This window comes from Bacillus yapensis, assembly GCF_005280205.1.
Lineage (GTDB): Bacteria > Bacillota > Bacilli > Bacillales > Cytobacillaceae > Robertmurraya > Robertmurraya yapensis.
Window position 1 is genome coordinate 113,021 of record NZ_SUND01000014.1, and the last position, 21,053, is coordinate 134,073.

16 protein-coding genes are annotated in these 21,053 nt (G+C 37.7%); 12 read left to right on the forward strand and 4 right to left on the reverse strand.

Annotated elements, in window-relative coordinates:
- Positions 1-32: 32 nt before the first annotated feature.
- Complete coding sequence (shc, locus tag FAR12_RS16505; RefSeq protein WP_126409913.1) at positions 33-1,910, forward strand: squalene--hopene cyclase; 1,878 nt, start codon at positions 33-35, stop codon at positions 1,908-1,910.
- A gap of 12 nt (positions 1,911-1,922) precedes the next feature.
- Here shc and FAR12_RS16510 read toward each other — a convergent pair whose 3' ends face one another.
- Positions 1,923-2,705 carry a hypothetical protein gene (locus tag FAR12_RS16510; protein ID WP_126409914.1) on the reverse strand — a complete coding sequence of 261 codons (783 nt, stop codon included), beginning with the start codon at positions 2,703-2,705 and terminating at the stop codon, positions 1,923-1,925.
- A gap of 221 nt (positions 2,706-2,926) precedes the next feature.
- Here FAR12_RS16510 and FAR12_RS16515 point away from each other — a divergent pair, with 221 nt between their 5' ends.
- The 8 genes from FAR12_RS16515 to FAR12_RS16550 all read left to right on the forward strand — a co-directional run bounded on the left by FAR12_RS16515 (position 2,927) and on the right by FAR12_RS16550 (position 13,280).
- Positions 2,927-3,946, forward strand: a complete 1,020-nt coding sequence (locus FAR12_RS16515) for a quinone oxidoreductase family protein (RefSeq protein ID WP_126409915.1) — start codon at positions 2,927-2,929, stop codon at positions 3,944-3,946.
- 144 nt (positions 3,947-4,090) lie between these two features.
- Positions 4,091-5,245, forward strand: coding sequence for a CapA family protein (locus FAR12_RS16520; protein ID WP_126409916.1), 1,155 nt, complete (start codon positions 4,091-4,093; stop codon positions 5,243-5,245).
- A gap of 200 nt (positions 5,246-5,445) precedes the next feature.
- Positions 5,446-6,429 carry a ring-cleaving dioxygenase gene (locus FAR12_RS16525; protein ID WP_126409917.1) on the forward strand — a complete coding sequence of 328 codons (984 nt, stop codon included), beginning with the start codon at positions 5,446-5,448 and terminating at the stop codon, positions 6,427-6,429.
- A gap of 161 nt (positions 6,430-6,590) precedes the next feature.
- Complete coding sequence (locus FAR12_RS16530) at positions 6,591-7,730, forward strand: zinc-dependent alcohol dehydrogenase (RefSeq protein ID WP_126409918.1); 1,140 nt, start codon at positions 6,591-6,593, stop codon at positions 7,728-7,730.
- Positions 7,731-7,950: 220 nt separating this feature from the next.
- Positions 7,951-8,322 carry a hypothetical protein gene (locus FAR12_RS16535; protein ID WP_126409919.1) on the forward strand — a complete coding sequence of 124 codons (372 nt, stop codon included), beginning with the start codon at positions 7,951-7,953 and terminating at the stop codon, positions 8,320-8,322.
- On the forward strand, positions 8,312-8,812 hold the full coding sequence (locus FAR12_RS16540) for a hypothetical protein (protein WP_126409920.1): 501 nt from the start codon (positions 8,312-8,314) through the stop codon (positions 8,810-8,812). Before FAR12_RS16535 ends, FAR12_RS16540 begins: the two co-directional genes overlap by 11 nt.
- Positions 8,813-9,623: 811 nt before the next feature.
- The gene (locus FAR12_RS16545) at positions 9,624-12,155 is read left to right on the forward strand and encodes a putative bifunctional diguanylate cyclase/phosphodiesterase (RefSeq protein ID WP_126409921.1); all 2,532 of its coding nucleotides are present in this window, start codon (positions 9,624-9,626) and stop codon (positions 12,153-12,155) included.
- Between the two features lie 123 nt (positions 12,156-12,278).
- A complete protein-coding gene (locus tag FAR12_RS16550; RefSeq protein ID WP_126409922.1) occupies positions 12,279-13,280 on the forward strand; it encodes an LLM class flavin-dependent oxidoreductase in 1,002 nt (333 codons plus the stop codon).
- 229 nt (positions 13,281-13,509) lie between these two features.
- On the opposite strand, the gene FAR12_RS16555 is transcribed toward FAR12_RS16550, so the two are convergent.
- From FAR12_RS16555 to FAR12_RS23855, 3 genes are all read right to left on the reverse strand, one after another.
- Positions 13,510-14,634 (reverse strand): glycoside hydrolase family 18 protein, encoded by a 1,125-nt coding sequence (locus tag FAR12_RS16555; RefSeq protein ID WP_126409923.1) that lies wholly within the window; start codon positions 14,632-14,634, stop codon positions 13,510-13,512.
- A 160-nt stretch (positions 14,635-14,794) separates the two neighbouring features.
- A complete protein-coding gene (locus FAR12_RS16560; RefSeq protein ID WP_425456190.1) occupies positions 14,795-17,023 on the reverse strand; it encodes a TOTE conflict system archaeo-eukaryotic primase domain-containing protein in 2,229 nt (742 codons plus the stop codon).
- Entirely contained in the window at positions 16,909-17,184 is a 276-nt protein-coding gene (locus FAR12_RS23855) for a hypothetical protein (protein WP_246010422.1), read from the reverse strand. The genes FAR12_RS16560 and FAR12_RS23855 overlap by 115 nt, the downstream gene beginning before the upstream one ends.
- Before the next feature lie 141 nt (positions 17,185-17,325).
- Between FAR12_RS23855 and FAR12_RS16565 the strand changes: the two genes are divergently transcribed.
- From FAR12_RS16565 to FAR12_RS16575, 3 genes are all read left to right on the forward strand, one after another.
- Positions 17,326-19,449: a glycosyl hydrolase family 18 protein gene (locus FAR12_RS16565; protein ID WP_170972233.1), complete on the forward strand. Its 2,124-nt coding sequence runs from the start codon at positions 17,326-17,328 to the stop codon at positions 19,447-19,449.
- A gap of 15 nt (positions 19,450-19,464) precedes the next feature.
- Entirely contained in the window at positions 19,465-19,920 is a 456-nt protein-coding gene (locus FAR12_RS16570) for a hypothetical protein (RefSeq protein WP_126409925.1), read from the forward strand.
- Between the two features lie 98 nt (positions 19,921-20,018).
- A complete protein-coding gene (locus tag FAR12_RS16575) occupies positions 20,019-21,020 on the forward strand; it encodes a glycosyltransferase (protein ID WP_126409926.1) in 1,002 nt (333 codons plus the stop codon).
- Positions 21,021-21,053 lie beyond the last annotated feature (33 nt).

Consider the following 21,053-nt stretch of genomic DNA (forward strand, 5'->3'; position numbering starts at 1 on the left):
CGTGAAGTTATTTTTTTTCTGGAGTGATTAGAATGAATCGACGTATCACAGATGGGATCGAGAGCCTGATTGAGCAATTAAAGAAAGACCAATCTTTTGATGGCTCCTGGAATTATCCGTTTGAAACTGGTATCTCTACGGATTGTTATATGATCATTTTATTAAGAACGTTAGAGATTGATGATGAAAACTTAATTAAGGAATTAGTGCGGAGAATCATTAGTAAACAAGAGAAAAATGGTGCTTGGAAGCTATTTTATGATGAAGGAGATGGGAATGTTACAGCCACTTTAGAAGCCTATTATGCTCTCCTATACTCCGGTTATTTCGAAAAATCAGGAAAAAGATTGACGTCAGCTAGACGCTTTATTTTGAAAAATGGTGGCATGGAAAAAGTACATATGTTCACCAAAATCATGTTAGCCATTACGGGTCAGTACAAATGGCCAAGTTTTTTCCCGATTCCCCTCGAATTTATCTTGTTACCTAACACTTTTCCAATTAATTTTTATCAACTATCGGTATACGGAAGAGCCAATTTGCTACCGATCATGATTCTTTCTGACAGCGAATTCCAAATGAAAACAAAGAAAAGCCCAGATTTGTCTGACCTATACGTTCGTCAAAATGATGAGGAGCTTTTTCACGAAGAAGAGTGGCGTTCATTATACGGAACGATAAAATCAGGAATTGAGAGCTTACTAGAGATTCCAAGTCAATTGAAAGAACGTGCTAAGACGAAGGGAAAGCAATACATGCTAGCGCGGATTGAAAAGGATGGGACATTTTTTAGTTATTATAGTTCAACCTTTTTAATGATATTTGCATTAATAGCACTTGGGTATAAAACGACACATCCCGTCATAACGAGGGCTGTGAATGGGCTAAAGTCGATGAAAACGACGATTGATGGCTGTACCCATATGCAGTACACAACCGCAAACGTCTGGAATACTTCTTTAATTAGCTATGCTTTACAGGATGCGGGAGTTTCTGGAGAAGAGTCCGTCATTGAAAAGGCGAACCACTATTTACTAAGGAAGCAGCATACTTTATATGGGGATTGGGTCGTTCATAATCCAAATAGCTTTCCTGGAGGGTGGGGCTTCTCGAATATTAATTCATTTAATCCAGATGTAGATGATACGACTGCAACCTTGAGATCAATCGCTCGGGATGCGATCCATAACCCAAGTTATCGTTCTTCCTGGGAAAGAGGGATGAAGTGGTTATTGTCGATGCAAAATGAGGATGGGGGATGGCCAGCTTTTGAAAAAAATACGAACAGTCCTCTCTTTAAGCTTCTGCCGATTGAAAAAGGCGATTTTATTTTAACGGACCCACCGACAGCTGATCTAACGGGAAGGACTCTGCAGTTTCTAGGTGATTATACGAATCTTTCAAGCACACATCCTTCTGTAAGGGCCGGGGTAGAGTCTATCTTAACCAAGCAAGAGAAGGATGGTTCATGGTATGGACGTTGGGGGATTTGCTATTTGTATGGAACTTGGGGTGCACTAACGGGCTTGAGAGCTGTTGGAATACAACCGGAACACCCAGCAATACGCAAGGCGAGTTCATGGCTGCAGAGTGTGCAAAATGAAGATGGGGGATGGGGCGAATCCTGTAAGAGTGATAGTCAAAAAAAATATGTAGCACTTCCTGCTAGTACGCTCACGCACACCGCTTGGGCTGTTGATGCTCTAATATCTGTATCAGATAAACCATCAAGAGCCATGAAGAAGGGAATTGAATTTTTGCTAGAGAATCTCGAGAAAAAGGATTGGACCACTGAATATCCAAAAGGACAAGGAATGGCAGGGGCTTTCTATATTCATTACCATAGTTACCGCTATGTCTTTCCATTATTGGCACTTGCTCATTACGATAGAAAATATGAAAAAAGCTAAAAGAGGGGACTTTTAGCTTTTAACAATTTTAGATGGATTATTAATCTTGTATGGAACAGGGTCTGAGATGATAAATTCTTCTTCAACGTCTTTGCCGCTAGGAAGCTTCTTTTTCACGATTTTGCCGTCAAATTCAAGACTGACGCCAGGTGATAACTCAAATTTCTTTAATGTTTTTGAATGACTGCACCAGGCAAGACCGATATCAATCGGATCTTCTTGTTCGATGCGCACATTCTCTAACACTACAACTTCATCGTTCTCTTCATTAAAATGATTCCAGCTATATGCGAATTGCTTCACGACTGCGGTAAAGTGGACTTTGTCTTCTGGTAATTCAATTTTCTTTGGCTTTTCTTTTTTCTCTTTCTTCGGCTTCGCTTCTTTTGTTTTAGGTTCCGCAGGAGCTGCTTTTTCTTCAACCGTTTTTGTTGGGACGGTTTCTGTCGGACTATTCTCTGATTCGGAAGTAACCAGTTTTGTGAAGCTCGGAGATTGCATTTCTTTTAAGTAGGCAGGATGAATACAGCTTAAATTCCCATCCTCAAATTCAATGATCACAGTGTAGTAGTCATCGGTTTTACCGTAGGTTTGATAACCGATGATCGTCACTTGACGTTGGAAGGTAGCTTCTTTGTACCAAAATTGTTTTTTGACCTCTTTTGTTGTGGAGAGACCCCATTCTCTAACCTTTTCAGCATAGTCTTCTTCATCTGCAAAAGTTTCATATGTACCAACAGGGGGTAGATAAGTAGTCTTATTTGAATCCTCTATATGTGGTAATGCATTTGCCATTGTTTGTCACATCCTTACTTCTTTTCTTTATCATAACCTTTTTCGATGTAACTTTAAAATACAATGACTAGAAAGTACTTTCAATCAAAAGTTTTAGATAAAACTCTAAAGTTAGAGACTGAATCCATAGAAGCATTTTAATTGTCCAAGCCATAAGATTTGGTAGAAATATGTTATGATATACGTAATATTTAGAAAATTATATCAATGGAGGGAAATATATGAAAGCAATGGTTTTGAAGGATAAAGTAAAGCCAGGTGGAGAAATAGCAAATCTTTTTTATGAAGAAAGGGAAATGCCCAAAGCAGGTGCGGGTGAAATCGTTATACGTCTTCGTACAGCAGCTTTGAATCGTCGGGATGTATTTATCCGCCAAGGTCTCTATCCGGGAATCCAAGTTCCTTCTATTCCCGGTTCGGACGGAGCAGGTATCATTTCAGAACTTGGAGAGGGAGTAGAAGGATTTGAGATTGGTAGTGAGGTTGTCATTAATCCGGCAATGGGCTGGGGCGACAATCCTAAATTCCCTGACCCAAACTTCTCTGTTCTAGGCGTGCCGATTGATGGTACATACGCACAATACATTAAATTACCGGCTGAAAATGTCTTTTCAAAGCCAAAGCATCTGACTTGGGAGGAAGCAGCAGCGCTTCCACTTGCAGGCTTGACCGCCTATCGAGCAGTTGTAACGAAAGGACAAGTTCAAAAAGGAGATACCGTTATCATTCCAGGCATCGGTGGTGGAGTAGCTACTGTCGCTCTTCAAATTGCTGCTGCACTTGGGGCAAAGGTTTTTGTAACGTCTAGCAGTGATGAAAAAATTGAAAAAGCATTAAAGCTAGGAGCTACAGGTGGTGTGAATTATAAAAATGAAAATTGGGTCAAGGAACTAAAAGCTCTATCAGGTGGGGCGGATTTGGCCATCGATAGTATTGGTGGTGACACATTTAAGGATTTGATTTATCTAGCTAATCCGGGTAGTAAAATCGTTTCTTTTGGTGCTACTTTAGGTCCTATAAATAAGCTTTTAATGCCTCATATTTTCTTTAAGCAGCTCCATATAATGGGTACAACAATGGGAAATCCAGAAGAATTTCGAAAGATGCTCGACTTATTCGAAGAGCATCAACTAAAACCTACAGTTGCAGAAGTATTTCCACTTGAAGAAGTAGAAGAAGCTCACAAACAAATGGAGCAAGGGAAACACTTCGGTAGAATTGTTCTTTCTATTCCAGAATAGGGAGTGGGTATTAATTGTAATATTTTCATATTTTTTCTTTTTATATAAGACCTCAGATGGTAGTATATAAGTATTGGTTTCTGGAAGACAGAAACCAATTTGTCCTTATATTTATCGATAATTTTAAAAGGGGTTATTCGTTGCATGGAGAGTAGAAAAAATACAAGAAAAGAGCAACGTCGAAGCAGTATCAATTTTATTATCATTACCGTTGTTATTTGTTTATTTGTAGCGGGAGTGTTTCTTTTAAGCTATTTAAATTCGAATAATAACAGTAGTGTAGCGGATAAAGGTGAAGTGAATCATACGGTTTTACCAAAGTCCAATGTCCAACCTGAGCCAAAAGTAGAGCCCAATTATGAGACTACGATTAAAATAAGTGCTGCTGGAGATTTTACGATCGGAACCGATGAATCATTTGGTTATAATGGTTCTTTTGTGCATGAAGCTGATAAAAATGGTCTCTCTCATTTTGTGGGTGGCTTAAATGATATTTTTAAAAATGATGATTTGACCACAGTGAATCTGGAAACCACTTTGACAAACGCTAGTCAAAAAGCTGTGAAGAAATTCCGCTTTAAAGGAGATCCATCTTACGTTGAAATATTAAAGCTTGGTGGAATTGAGTCAGTGAATCTTGCTAATAATCATATTCATGATTACTTACAACAAGGCTACGATGATACGATTAAAACTTTAAAAAATGCGAATATTGGTTACTTTGGATATGACAACAAATATGTTACGACTATTAAAGATGTGAAAATCGGTGCACTTGGCTATGAGGGCTGGGCAGATACAACTGAAATTCGAAGTCAAGTTTCTAAGGATATTGAGGAATTAAGAAATCAAGGGGCACAAATTGTCCTTGTTCATTTTCATTGGGGTGTAGAACGGGAATATGTTCCAACTGCATCACAACAATCGCTCGCACGTTTTACTGTAGATAGTGGAGCGGATTTAGTTCTTGGTCATCATCCGCATGTAGTGCAAGGGATTGAAGAGTATAATGGTAAATTTATTGTTTATAGCTTAGGTAATTTTATGTTTGGAGGCAATCGCAACCCAGACGATAAAGATACTTTTGTATTCCAGCAAACCTTCCATTTAGAAAATGGCGAGCTGACAGATACGAAAGAAATCAATGTGGTCCCATTTTCAATTTCCTCTCAGACGAATAGAAATGATTATCGTCCAACGATGTTAGAGGGAGCAGAACGGGATCGAGTGAAACAAAAAATCATTGACGTTTCGAACAAAATCAACGGCTCTGATTGGCTGAAGTATGAAACAGAGTAGTCTATTAGGAAAAGACGCATTCTTTTATAGAATGTGTCTTTTTTAAGTACAATTAAAAGGAATTCCGAAATTTTGTATCCAGTTGACAATAAATTGTATCAATGATATTATTATCTCGAATTCAAGATATATTAAATTGAGATATCGAATGTGGGTAATTTCCGCATTAAGGCATAAAATACATTTTGGAGGCTAAGACAATGAATGAACTAAAAGGAATACATCATGTAACAGCAATTACAAGTAGCGCAGAAAAGAACTATGAATTTTTCACATATGTGTTAGGAATGCGTTTAGTTAAAAAGACAGTCAATCAGGATGATATCCAAACATACCACCTGTTCTTTGCAGATGATAAAGGTAGTGCTGGAACCGATATGACATTCTTTGATTTTCCAGGGATTCCAAAAGGTGTTCATGGGAATAACGAGATTTTCAAAACATCTTTTCGTGTACCAACAGATAAAGCATTAGATTATTGGGTAAAACGTTTCGACCGACTAGAAGTTAAGCATACAGGCATCAAAGAACTTTTTGGGAAGAAAACGCTGGCTTTTGTCGATTTTGATGACCAACAATACCAATTGATTTCAGATGAAAACAATGCGGGTGTAGCATCGGGAACACCATGGCAAGATGGACCTATTCCATTAGAATACGCGATTACTGGTCTAGGACCGATTTTTGTACGTGTAGCGCAATTTGATTTCTTCAAGCAAGTTCTTGAACAAGTACTATTATTTAAGGAAATCGCAACAGACGGTTCCCTTCATTTGTTTGAAGTCGGTGAAGGCGGAAATGGAGCGCAAGTCGTTGTGGAATACAACACCATTTTACCACCAGCTCAACAAGGCTTTGGTACGGTCCATCATGCTGCTTTCCGAGTAGAGGACCGCTTGGTACTTGAAGAATGGATTGAAAGAATGGAAAGCTTTGGATTCAGTACATCAGGCTATGTAAACCGTCACTTCTTTGAGTCTCTGTATGCAAGAGTGGCTCCACAGATTCTCTTTGAATTTGCGACCGACGGCCCTGGATTTATGGGAGACGAACCATATGAAACACTTGGTGAAAAACTATCTCTTCCTCCATTTTTAGAAACGAAGCGTGAACAGATTGAGAAGCTTGTCCGACCAATCGATACTACTAGAAGTACAAGAACTTTCGAAAAAGAATACGAATAAGTAAAAAACTCCTGCTAACCCAGTAGGAGTTTTTTTTGAATTCGGAATAATTTACCTCTTAAAAAAGAATCATGATATCAGTAAAGTTTCTCTTTCTTGGAAAAATTATTGAAGATGGACTCTTGTAATACCCATTAAATTGGTCAAAAGGAGGTACAATTATGAAGGCTGTTACATATCAAGGTTTTAAAGATGTTGAAGTCAAGGAAGTACATGATCCGAAAATTGAAAAAGCAGACGATATCGTCATAAAAGTAACCACATCAGCAATTTGTGGTTCCGATCTTCATCTAATCCACGGAATGATTCCAAATATGCCAGAGAACTTTATCATAGGACATGAGCCGATGGGAATTGTTGAGGAGGTTGGTCCTGAAGTAAAAAGTGTTAAAAAAGGGGATCGTGTTATTGTTCCTTTTAATATTAGCTGTGGCCATTGTTGGTATTGTAGTCAGGGTTATACGAGTCAATGTGATGAAGCAAATCCACATGGAGATATGGGAGCGTATTTTGGGTATTCTGAAACAGCGGGCGGATATGCTGGTGGGCAAGCAGAATATTTGCGCGTACCTTATGGTAATTTTACACCTTATAAACTACCAGATGATTGTGAAGTTGAAGATGAACAGTTAGTTCTCCTTTCTGATGCTGCTTCAACTGCTTACTGGAGTGTAGAAAACGCTGGGGTGAAAAAAGGAGATACTGTGATTGTGCTTGGATGTGGTCCCATTGGTTTGCTGACACAGAAGTTTGCATGGCTAAAGGGAGCAGAACGTGTCATCGCGGTTGACTACATTGATTATCGTTTACAGCATGCGAAAAGAACGAATAACGTGGAAATCGTGAACTTTGAAGAACAGAAACACACTGGTGAGTATTTAAAGGAAATGACTAAGGGTGGAGCAGACGTGGTCATCGATTGTGTTGGAATGGATGGAAAAATGAGACCGATTGAAATGATCGAAACGGGTCTAAAGCTTCAAGGTGGAGCGATGGGTGCAATTGTGATGGCTGCACAAGCAGTACGAAAATGTGGCACGATTCAATTAACAGGCGTGTATGGGATGCGTTACAATGCATTTCCTCTTGGGGACATTTTCCAAAGAAATGTAGAAATGAAGATGGGACAGGCCCATGTCATTCCGCTTATTCCTAAGCTTTATGGATTAGTAAGTGAAGAGAAAGTGAATCTTGCTGATATCGTAACCCATAGACTTCCTTTAGCTGATGCAAAAAAGGGTTACGAATTTTTTGATACAAAAACCGATAACTGTATCAAGGTCATTTTAAAACCACATTAAATGCAGAGAAAGCTACTCTCTGTATTTTTTTTGTTGTTTTTCTTAAAGATTATAAGTTCCTAAAGCAAAAAAGTCTTTTTGTAAAAGCCTTCCTATTCATCCATCGAAATTCATCCTGACTTTTGAAGGATTTTGTAGAATTTGATCGAAAAAATACGAAATAGAAGGTATAATGTTATCTTGCAGGAATATGTTTTTAGTTAAAGGAGGATATTTAGAGATGGGATGGGCATTATCAGCTTTATTCATCGTGGCTGCTTTACTTTTCGTATTTTCATATTATAAAAGTAAACAAGCGGCTAAGGCTGAACAGCGTGAAATTGATACAGTATACATGTCTATGATGGAGGAAGTTAATAAATTGCAGGGCCAAATCAGGAGCCTCGAGCTTGAGAGTGAAATTAATGCACAACGAGCAGGTATGACAAAAGAGGAACTCCATTTACTTCGAGAAATTCTAGACTTGTATAAGAGAAATTACACACTAGAAGGCATTGCTGCGAAATTCGATCTTGAGCAGCATGAAGTGGAACAATTGATTGCACCTTATGTAACTAAAAATGAAGGGAGAAAGGTAGCAAATGAAGGCTAATATTGTGAATAGCTTTGCTGCAGGTCTTCTTATTAGTGCAGGCGTTTGTGGTGCAGTATACTTCTCTGGTTCATCAAAAGGTGAAAATAACAGTAAAAAAGCTACTGCTCTTACTGAAGAAGAAATGAAAACAAATTTAGCTAACTCTGGGTATGTCATTTTAACGAATGCCGAGTGGGAGAAGCAATTAACTGCTATCGAAGAACAGAAAAAAGAAGCTACGACAGACAAAGCTAAAGAAGAAACAGCTAAAGAGGAACAACCGAAGAAAGATGCTGAAGTTGTCTCTCGAACGATTGTAAATGTTGCATCTGGAATGACAAGTATTGATGTTGGAAATGCATTAGAACAGGGGAAAATCCTGGACGATGCGATGACATTCTTCCATGAGGTTGAAAAAAGAGGCTTGTCCAACGAATTAAAGCCAGGAACGTTTGAAGTAGATAGCAATATGACGATGGACGAAATTATTTCTGTTATATTTAAATAATTCGTGATTCGTTGAGCAAATGAGAAAAAAGTACGGATTTTCAAGAATTAGTAAAAAATGGAACAGGCATTCCCTTATATGTGATATAATGGAAATGCAATAGAAATAGGTAACTCAAGGGTGGTCAGCACGCTCCCCAAGAAAGGGGGTGCTGCTGGTGGCGGTATCCGAAGCTTTAATGTTTGCGTGTGCGTTTGCAAGCTTAATAGTCGCAGTTCTGTCATTTAACCAAAAAAAATAACCCACCCTTGAGTTGACCAACCGTAGGTGGATTATCCCTTTAATAGCTGATCCCCTTGATAGGACCTTCTATTGCATGGACCGTTTGGTGTTACCAGCACCAAACGGTCTTTTTTAATATATGCGTTTGATTCAATCTTATTATACATAATTTTAGATTAAAAGTGAATAGATTCGACTCTCCTAAATGGTGACAATGACCCATTTTTAGTATATTAGGTAAATTAGAAATTAATGGAAACAGGCTCTCTGCTTTTACGTGATTGCTCTTGCAGATAAATTATAATTTTAGAGAATGTGATTTGGCTTCGAACCCATTTAAATATTCAAGAGTTAGATTAGAGTGAAAAAATTTGCAGACAATATATTATGAGAAATCTGAGCGTACCTATGGTAGTAATGGAATCTTGAATATCTCTGTAATAAACGGAGTTCTTTGGACCTAAAATTTGAAAAAAACTTATTTAATATAAGGCTATTGTAAATAGGAAAATCTCATTAAAATTATGGTATAATAGTTTTTCGTGCAGTTTTTATTGCAATCAAGTTATGACTATCGGAGGCATGCATTGTGTCTATAAAGAAAAAAATTCCTATTCTTTTTACAATTTTAGTACTCCTTATATTAATAGCTAATAATATGCATCATTTTTTTCGTGCAAAAAATAGTTTGCTTGAGAATTATGATCGTGAGATATCCTTACTTGCTCAGCAAGTATCTTATCAGGTGGAAAATGCGAAAAACGGTTCTCAATATGTCGAAAATATAGTCGGGAGAGAGCTTCGAACAGCATCCATTGCGATTCAAAATAATCTTCCACCTCGTCATGAAGATGTGACGAACGAACAGCTGGTGGCCTTAGCGAAGGAATTAAATATTTCTCATATTACTCTTCTTGCCAAAACCGAAGATGATATTGTTGGAGTTAAATCATCTGACCCTCATGAAATCGGTCTTTCCACGAAGGAATGGGGTTATTGGTATGATGCATTTCAACAGCTTTTTGCAAGAAAACCGGTAACGGTAGAAGAAGGTTTAACGTTAAAGGATTATTGGTCTGGTCCAATTGAAATCGCTTCAAGCAATCCTGATCATACTGACAAATGGGGCTATTATTATGATGGGACAACAAATTATATTATCGATCCGTATTTTCGAGATAACGAGATTCTAGAGTACGAGGAACGCTTTGGGCCAACTAATATTATGGAACAGGTAACGAATCAACTCGAAGGGGTGCTGGAATTAACCGTATTTAATCCAGATTCTTTTGGAAATGAAGAGCTGGAAGTTCATCTCAACGGAAATAGTTTTATCCGAATATCAGAACAGCCAATCTGGTATGGTTCCTATGATTATGAAAATACGGCCAAGGATCAGAAATATATTCAATCAGCTTTAGCGACAAATGAAGTGAAGAGCTATAATGAAATTATTAATGGAAAAGACGTAAGAAAAGCATTCGTGCCAATCAACGAACAAAATGATGAGTCATATGTCATTGGATTTGTCTATGATAACACGATGATTGATAGAGAATTGAACAAGGAATTAAAAGCTTACCTTTTTTCTTCACTTGTGTTCATGATCGTAGTTCTATGCTTTAGCTTTATTTTCTCCAATTCGATTACAAAGCCGATCGCGCGGATTGTTGATCATGTTAATGAAATTGCTCAAGGGAAATTCGGAAAAATGTTAACCTTGAATCGTAAGGATGAATTGGGTCACTTAGTTGCTAATGTAAACGAATTGTCGCGTGATTTGAAAACGTATGTAGACGATTTGAAAAGCAGTCAGGAAGTAATAAAGTTCCAGGCTTATCATGACCCACTTACTTCTTTGCCAAATCGACGCTTTATTCAAGAGAAATTAAGCGATCTAATAAATGTGGCGAATCAAAACAATCATGTCATTGGTGTTATTTTTATGGACATCGACCGATTTAAGCATATTAATGATTCGATGGGGCACAAAACGGGTGACCTGCTAATTAAGCTAATTTCTGAAAGAATTAAAGAACTTTTAACCGACTATAATTGTGTTGTATCAAGACAAGGTGGTGACGAGTTCATCATTTTGACGGAGAATTTAAGCGAAGAGCAAGTCAAAGAGATGACAAATAAATTAATCCTACATGTAAGGAAGCCATTTGATCTAGGAGAGCGTGAAATCTATGTCGGTTCAAGCTGTGGTATTAGTTTTTATCCGCACCATACCACAAATATGGATCAGTTAATTATTAACGCAGACATGGCGATGTATGCAGCAAAGAAACAAGGTGGAAATCGTTTTGTCGTATATAATCCGAATGAAAGTAATGTAAGCTTAGAGCGAATTGAGATAGAAGCAAGTCTAAGAAAAGCGATCGAAGATGAAGTACTGGATGTCTATTATCAGCCGAAAATGAATGCCGCTTCCGGTAAAATTATTGGAGCAGAAGCATTGGTACGTTGGAATGATGTGAAATTGGGCTTTGTTTCTCCAGCTGTATTTATCCCGATTGCTGAGGACTCAGGTTTAATCCAGCCTTTATTTGAGTTTGTTTTAAGAAAAGCCATGATTCAAATGAAAGAATGGAATGATTTATTGGATGAAAAATTGACGGTTTCTGTTAACGTATCTGCGGTACAGTTTATGGAGGCTCGAAATTTAGTCGATTGTGTAAAAATAAAGCTGAATGATACCCAATTCCCACCAGAATTATTGGAGCTGGAGATTACTGAGAGTGCTCTTTTAAATAACATGAGTGAAACGATAGAAGCACTAGAGGAATTCAATCAACTAGGTGTTTCGATTTCAGTTGATGATTTTGGAACAGGATATTCCTCATTGAGTTATCTTCAAAAACTTCCAATTAATACTTTGAAAATCGATCAATCTTTTATAAAGAGTATAGGTGAAAACGGCAATAATTCAGAAATTGCTGAAGGGATCATTAATTTAGCAAGAAGCTTGAAATTAGACATAATTGCTGAAGGTGTTGAAGAGGAACATCAAAAACAGTATCTGATTCGAAACGGCTGTCATTTGATGCAAGGGTATTTATTCTCTAAACCATTAGAGGCAAATGAATTTCATAAGCTACTCGTTCAAAACATATAAGAAAAGGGCAACTCTCCATTAAAAGTGAGAGTTGCCTTTTTCTGTTAGTAAGCATTAAATTTTGAATCTGGTGATGCAGTTGTTAATATAAGGGAGAATGATGATTAAGAAAGGATTTTTAAAATGACAAATATAAATATCCCCGTTTCGGTCTTAAATCTTGCCCCTATTCGACAAGGGCAGGGTGCTAAAGAAGCAATAGATGCGATGGTTGAACTTGCTCAAGCAACAGAGGAAATGGGCTACTCACGTTACTGGATTGCTGAGCATCATAATACACCAACGCTTGTTAGCTCAGCTACCTCCATTTTAATAAAACACACGTTAGAACATACAAAAACAATTCGCGTTGGTTCAGGCGGTGTAATGCTACCAAATCATTCGCCGCTAGTTGTTGCTGAGCAATTTGGCACCATGGCGACGATTTATCCAGGACGGTTAGATTTAGGTCTTGGTAGAGCGCCTGGTACGGATATGATGACTGCAAGTGCGTTGAGACGCTCTAAAAATGATTCAGTGTTTACATTCCCAGAGGATGTTAATGCTTTGTTAACCTATTTTGGTCCAGCAGAGAAACAGGATTATGTAAAAGCCTATCCTGGTGTAGGTACAAACATTCCAATTTACATCTTAGGCTCTTCTACTGATTCTGCCTATTTAGCGGCGAAGCTAGGGTTACCGTATGTGTTTGCCTCTCATTTTGCTCCAAGGTATATGGAAGAGGCCATTTCAATCTACAGAAATCGATTTGAGCCTTCTGAATACCTCGATGCACCATATATGATGGTATGTCTTAATGTGATTGCTGCAGAAACGGATGAAGAAGCAAAACTAGAGCAAACTACGATGCAACAATTTTTCTTGAATGTTGTGCGTGGGACACAAAAGCCTTTAAGTCCTCCGATTGAAAACATGGATTCTCTGTGGAGTCCTCCGGAAAAACAAATGGCCACACAGATGTCTAGCGTGACCTTATTAGGTAGTAAAAGCAGTGTGAAAGAACAGTTAATTAAGTTTCAAGAGAAGTATAATGTGGATGAGATTATGGCTGTTTCTTATCTATTTGATCCAGAGAAACAAAAGCGCTCATATGAGATTTTGAAAGAAATTGTTGATGGTAAGTGAGGAAAAAGGTCTAGGATTTTGAGTCCTAGACCTTTTTCTATTTAGGTGCTTCAGTAAGGATTGTTGTTAAAATCTTAAAGCCGATTTTAACGTGTAATTAGCTATTTTGTGCTTATTATAATGTTTGTAAGCTCTTTTCTCACTAATTCTTAGCCGTTGAATTATATAATCAATGCATGAGTAGATGTATTTTAGCTTGCATAGCCACAAAGTTTGAGAAAAGAGTCTTCTATTTTAAAGTATAAAGGTTGTTTGATTTGATTTTCTTTGCAATCACACTTGATAAGCTATTTGCACCTTCTGCATCGAGACCAACTTCCCAAAGCATCATCCCACCGAGACCATTTTGAAGGGCTAAATCAACCTTCTTTTGTACCGTATTTGTCCCGTTATAATGATAGATTGTCCCGTTTAAAGCAACCTTATCTGTACCAGCATTTGCAGGGTTTGCATTGATTATTGCGCTATAAGAAACTTGTTTAATGTTCGGATCCTCAGGTTGAGCATAAGAAGGAATTCCTAATACAAGCTTTTCTTTCGATAATTGATTGGCTTCAAATAATTTCGTCCAATAATTCACGATTTGTTCGTTGAATTTATATGGAGACAAATTTGCTGCGTTGTATTCCCCATCCCATTGTCCATCATAAGCCATGATGTTCACATGATTCACATTTGCGAACATAGATGGTTCATATATCACATTATTAATCTCTGTTCCTGCAACACTATGAATCTTAGCGTTCACAGCGATCGATAATTCTTTATCTTTGAGCACGCCTCGTAAGTCTTTCACAAAAGCGGCGAGGTATTGCGCGTCTTCATTTGAACGTGGGTGTTCAAAATCAATATCGATGCCATCAAGATTCTCTTGTTGAACAACACGATTGATCTCTTGAACAAGTTTTTGGCGAGTATTTGGAGTAGCGATGGCCGCTTTAAAATATGAATACGACTCTCCGCCGTGTATATGGTACCAGCCACCGATAGCTAGCATCACTTTTGTATTGGTAGCATGAGCTTTTGCTGTGATGGTTCTTAAATTACTTACAGGTTGCTCGCCGTTGAATAACAGCTGACCATCCTTTGTTGGATGAGCGAAGGAAAAGATCACATGGGTCAATTGATCATACGGAATTTTATTAGGATCACGATAATCCTGTACATAACCGATAAGAACCTTTTCTTCCGTGAGCTGAGGTACATCTTTTTGTTTCGTTTGTTTATTTGATTGGGGAAGATTCCCGATTTTTATTTTCTCTGAGTCATGGGTTGGAAATAGAGTTCCTGCAAAGAAACCTCCAATAAAGGTAATGATGATTACCAAGGAAAGGAGGAGCATTCGTTTATTCATAGCTATTCCTCCATTATAGTTTTCGACCTTCAAAATTGTAACAGATATTTGGGGTGAAATGCGGAGGTAATATTTTGTAGTTTTATAATAAAAGACCTCCAATACTTGGAGGCCATTATCTTAAGAGATATGAAGTTGTAAAAAATTCGAGCCAAGTTCCTTAAAATAGTTTCATTTGCTCAGCGGTAGTTGCGATGTCTGTTTCTTTTTCCATGATTTTATAGCCCATTGAATGATATCCCTTTAATCTCTTATCATACATTGCCTTTAACATAGGTTCGTGATGATCTACATAATCATAGACTTTAACTGCTGACTTTTCTTCATGTAGACGGTGTAGTCTTCCAACATATTGTTGCAATGTACCTTTCCAAGAAAAAGGCATAACTAGAAATAAACAATCCAATCGGGCATGATCAAAACCTTCTCCGATATATTTTCCGGTCGCGCTGATTAATCGTTCTTCATGATTGCCAAGTGCTCCTAATTTCTTAAGCTTTTCTCTTTCTTCTTTTTTGCTCATTCCGCCAGTTAACACAATGATATTTTTTGCAAATCCTTTAAATTTAAATTCTAAGTCACGAACATGTTCTAATCTTTCCGTTAGAATTAGGGGAGCAGACCCTTTTTCTAATTCTTTTAGAACATCATCAAAAATTAACTGATTACGATGGTTGTCCACAATCATTTCTTTATATAATGTTTGGATATCTTTATTCATTGCCTTCTCTGAGCACTTAAATTTTGTGTATCTAGTTACCAATCTATGTTCAAATGGTCGAATTTTGGATTGGTTTTTTGCATTTACTTTATACCGTATAGGTCCTAATTGCATTGTCATAATTGGTTGTAGCCCATCTTTCCTAGTTGGAGTAGCAGTTAACCCATGTATAAATTTAGCGTTTGACTTTTTCAGAACACTCTCAAAACTAAATGCAGAGATATGATGGCACTCATCGACAATTATTTGCCCATACTGAGATAGTTCATCTTTAATCTCGCCTTTATAATTCAGGCTTTGAATAGTGGCAATATCAACTATTCCTGTCAGTTTGTTTTTTCCTCCACCCATTTGCCCAATTTCCTGATCGTCTATATCTAAAAAAGTGGATAAGCGTTCTTTCCACTGGTCTATTAATTGTTTCCTATGAACAATAATTAATGTGTTTACATTTCTGTTTGCTATTAGTGCAGCAGCAATTACGGTTTTTCCAAATCCCGTAGTAGCTGATAAAATTCCTACAGGATTCTCTTTAAGTTTTTTCACTGCTTGTTCTTGCTCCGTCCTCAACTTTCCATTAAAACTTAAAGATAATTTAACTCCAGAATTTGTATGTTCCTTAAAATTATACTTTATAGAGTACTCATCCAATAATTTGATTAAGTCCTCTCTACAACCACGAGGCAATATTAAAAAATCATCTAATTCTTCACAGCAGATAATATTTCTTGGGATGCCATAGGTGGATAAACGTTTCGCTTGTGCTTTGAAAAATTCCGGGTTTCTAAAAGTTGATAAGTGAATGAGTTTTTGAATAAAGAAGGAGGGAAGAGCTTCTTTGTTAATATGCAATCCATTTTTTTCAATTATTTCTATTTTGGTAGGAACATTAACTTGGGACTTATCCTCAATTAACTTATTGTTTTCTTGTACAAGATTAGGGGTTCTATTTCTTTGGCCAAATTTTTTAATTATATTTTGGATGACAACTAGATTTATTTTCTCCACATTTTCTAAATAGAGCCATTGATCTGGATACGGTATAAAACTCTCATCGATAAAAACGCTGTTCCCGCTTTTCCTTGGCCCATTTTGAAGAGGAAGTGCTATTAAATTTCCAAACCCACCCCTAGGCAAGGTATCTTGATTAGGGAATAAACGATCGAAGGAGTCCATTCCTACTTCATACCTTTTTTCGAGCGTATGTGATAATAAAACATTACCTAGTTTACGGGCTATAGAAGCAGGAACTGTTTCAGAAAAAAAGATCCAAACATGCGCACCATTTCCAGAACGTGACCGTTCAATGCTAGCTGGTACATTTAATGTTCTGCATGTATTCATAAAAACTCGAACATCTTTTTGCCAATTCTTTTTATCAAAGTCAACAGCTAAAAACCAACAGTTTTCATCCTCTAGTAGTGGGTAAAGGCCAATAGTATGTTTTCCTGTAAGATGTTCATAGATGACATTGTCCGTAAGTTTAAGTAATTTCCGATGCTGACAATCGGCACATTTAATTGTTGGCTTTTTGCATAAAGTTGGATGCCATTCTAATTCACATGCTGGAGAATAACCTGATTTTCCGGTTTTTGATTCCCAACGTATTGCATATACATCGGTCCTACCTTTAAACAGATTTTTGTATATTTGAATTCTTTCTTTAATCTTTTCTTGTTGCTTAAATTGTTATTTGAAGGTTCATACGTATGGTGAGGTTTAAATTCAATATTATGAGCTCTTAAAAGATTTTTTAATTGAAGATTTTCTTTTTTTAATCTATCGCATTCTTTAATTGACAGTTGTAGCTGCCGTTCAAGGTTTCGCATAATGGCTCCTCTATGAATTGATTAGAATTTACTTTTATTATACAAAAAGAAGGAGTAAGTTAAAAATCTGTTGGATTCGCATAAATAACCCATAAGCAGTTAAGCAATAATAATGCTACGAGGTGATGGATATTGAATTCGATGGATTTTGATCGATTTGAATTATTGGAAGTCAATGGAGAAACGAAGATTGTTCTCTACATCGAGCAACCTAGTGGACAGTATGATACAGAATTTGCATCAGAAATAGGCTTTTTTAAAAAAGATGGTAATGAAAAGATGAGAGAGAATGCCATTTCGTTTGTTAAAAAACATATGCCAAAATTAAAAGTGGCGACGATTGTTGTTGTGGCTGGTGCTACTCTTCTTGCTAGTTTTCCTATGAAACAAGCGTCTGCACATGAAGTGGATTTTAATATGTCGTACCTGTATTTTGGCAATACGCAGTCTTATATCTCTCAGGTGGATAAAACCCAAGGAAACTTAAGTCTCGTTTCACCAAGCTACTTTGATATTAATCCTGATGGCTCTTTAAAGGTCACTTCCCAATTCGATCCAAACTTTGTCACTGAAATGCATAAGCGAGGTATAAAAGTAGTTCCTTTTTTAAGTAATCATTGGGACAGAACGGTTGGTCGTTCAGCTTTGGCAAATCGAGAACAATTAGCGACTCAAATTGCCGATTTTATTATTAAAAATAATCTAGATGGTGTGCAGGTCGATATTGAAAACGTGACCGAAGTGGATCGGGATAATTACACTGATTTAGTAAGGTTACTTAGAACAAAACTACCCGAGGGCAAAGAGGTTTCAGTGGCTGTAGCTGCTAATCCAAATGGATGGACAAAGGGTTGGCATGGTTCTTATGATTATAAAGAATTAGCTAAGTACTCCAATTATCTCATGGTAATGGCATATGATGAGAGCTATGAAGGAAGTCCTGAGGGTCCAGTTGCAAGTTACAGTTGGGTCGAACGTTCAATCCAGTATACGCTTAATCAAGGAGTTCCAGCGGATAAGGTTGTCCTTGGAGTTCCATTTTATGGACGGTATTGGAAAGAAGGAGAAGCTGTTGGCGGTACAGGTATTTCAAATGTACGGGTAGATGAGCTACTAAAGAAGTACGGTGGTACAGTAACCTTTGATGAAAAAACGAAGTCCGCGAAAGCGACGATTACGATTGACCCAGGGGATCCAACGACGACAATTGCTGGGAAAACATTAACAGCAGGAACTTATCATATCTGGTATGAAAATGCTAATTCCATTCAAGCGAAATTCGAACTTATTCATAAGTACAATATTAAAGGTACAGGAAGCTGGAGTTTGGGCCAAGAAAATGCGTCTATATGGCAATCGTATAAGACATGGATGGCTGATGATCAAATCCAGGTAACTCCTACAAACCCTACGCAACCAAAGGAACAGGTGGGCACGGTTACACCAACGACGTCAACCTATACGGTCAAGTCTGGCGACTCTTTATGGAAAATAGCAACGGATCACAAGCTGAGTGTAACCCAATTAAAAGAATTAAATCAATTAACTTCGGATATGATCTATGTTGGACAAGTATTAAAAGTCGGAGTTTCCACACTTCCTGTTACACAACAACCGGTTGTGAATGACCCACCAGCTAGTACGCCTGGTGCCATCTCAGCCCCAGCGCAGGAAGCTGTTGCTCCGCCACCGAAGCAGACAACACCTGTGGTCAAGGCTCCGACACCAGCACCGGTAGTAAAAGCACCTACTCCAGCACCTGCGTCTAAGGTTGTTACACCAGTTAAAAAATATCCAACCCTTAAGGCAGGTTCTAAAGGTACGGCTGTTACTGACATGCAAAATAAACTAAAGACTGCCGGTATCTATAAGGGGAAAATAAATGGCACTTATGACACAACTACTAAAAATGCGGTTATAGCCTTTCAAAAGAAATATAAGTTGAAAGCGGATGGAATAGCAGGACCTGCTACTTTAGGAAAGCTCGATTCGGTTATTACCCCTGTTAAAGCTGCTGCTCCAGCAAAAACAGCTGTTGTAGCGGTAAAGAAATATCCGACTTTAAAAGTAGGTTCAAAAGGTACTGCAGTAACCGATATGCAAAATAAGTTGAAGAAAGCGGGAATCTATAAAGGAAAAATCAATGGAACTTATGATACGACAACAAAGAATTCCGTTATAGCCTTTCAAAAGAAATATAAGTTGAAAGCGGACGGAATAGCGGGACCAGCTACTTTAGGGAAACTAGATGCTGTTATTAAATAACCAGGAGGAAAGCAAATGAGAAAAATCCAGTTTATAGGTGTCTTTAGTTTGATTTTCTTATTGATTGGTCATTCTGTATTAGCTGCAGAGACGAAAAAAGTTGAGTTTTTTGGTGTTGGTGCCACTGTCACTGAATTGGCCAATCAGGAGTTTAAAGTAGAAACGACAGGTGAGAAGGAAGGAGAGGGATTTGTCCATACACCAAGTGCACCTACTTCCATCAACGTTAAGTACAAAGTGGCGTTAAAGGGTGAAGGAAAGGTTTATTTGAAAATAGAGGAGACAGATGCAAGAGGGACCTTTTTAAACGAAGTAAAGTCTGAAGAAATTCAATTAACGGATGAGTGGAAGGAGTATGAGTTGGAGGCCAAAATAGCCTCTTTACAGTCGCAATTGGATGTATTTGTATTAACTAGTAGTAAACAGGAAACTACATTCTTTTTCAAAAATGTAGAAGTGCTGAATGAATGATTTCTATTTAGACAACATGTATACTTAGAATATACACATTACAAAACCTTCCGTAAGCTAGGAAGGTTTTGTGATTTCTAAGGAATAGGGTGATAGAGATGACTAAGGTTGGATTGGTGATGAGGAAAACACAATTTGCTGAAGCACAAGGTCCACGCATTTTCGCTGAACGCCTAAAACAAATTGGAGCGGAGTTAGGAATAGAAATTGTTTTTATCTCACCAGAAAGACATGTGAGCGGATATGACTGGGTTCCAGGGTATGAATTTGAAAAAGCGGATCTTGTGAATTATGACATTGTGTTGGATCAGATCCATTCACAAAATATCGAACATGTCATTTACACCGTTGCGGGTTTTACATATTTAAAGATGTTTTTAGAAAATAGTGTACTGTTTCCACACAGCTTTCCTGATCCAGCTTTAACTGGCTATGAGATGATGAGGCCCTTTTATCAAATCGTTGATAAAGCAATCGTTCAAACGGATTTTTTAAAAAAGGAACTTGTTCAGAATTTTGGTGTTGGGGATGTTACAGTGATTCCGATTGGATTTAACGAGGAGCTTTCGCGTAAATATTATGATCCAAGTCTCGTGGTCGAGAATCGGATATTATGGATCGGTCGCGATGAGGAGAATAGACGACCAGATCTTGTTATCGAGTATGCAAGGCTGAATCCAGATAAAGAAGTATTTATGGTATTTGGTGGGGAGCGATATCGAGAGAGTACGAAAAAGTATGATATTCAGAGCAATGTGAAGCTCCAATTTGCATTAAGCCAGGATGAGATATTTAGCTTAATGAATTCAGCCAAGGTGTATTGGAATAGCTCGAGCTTTGATACGTTTTCCATGCCGCTAACGGAAGCACTGGCAATGGGGAAAATGATTGTTAAGCCAGAGCATCCTTGTTATAGCCATATTAATTCACGTCATTCCTTCTCTGGAAATGAAAAGAATTGGTTTGAATTAGTGAATATGGCAGCTGCTGTCCCGTTTAAAGCTTCAAAGGAGAATCGTGATTATGCGTTTGATGCTTTTTCGAGTACGGTCATGAAGGAAGGCTATCGGAAGTTTTTTGAAGAGTGGTTAAAAAGGTGAAGTTGTAGAGGTCCTATGACTTCTCTTTTTTGA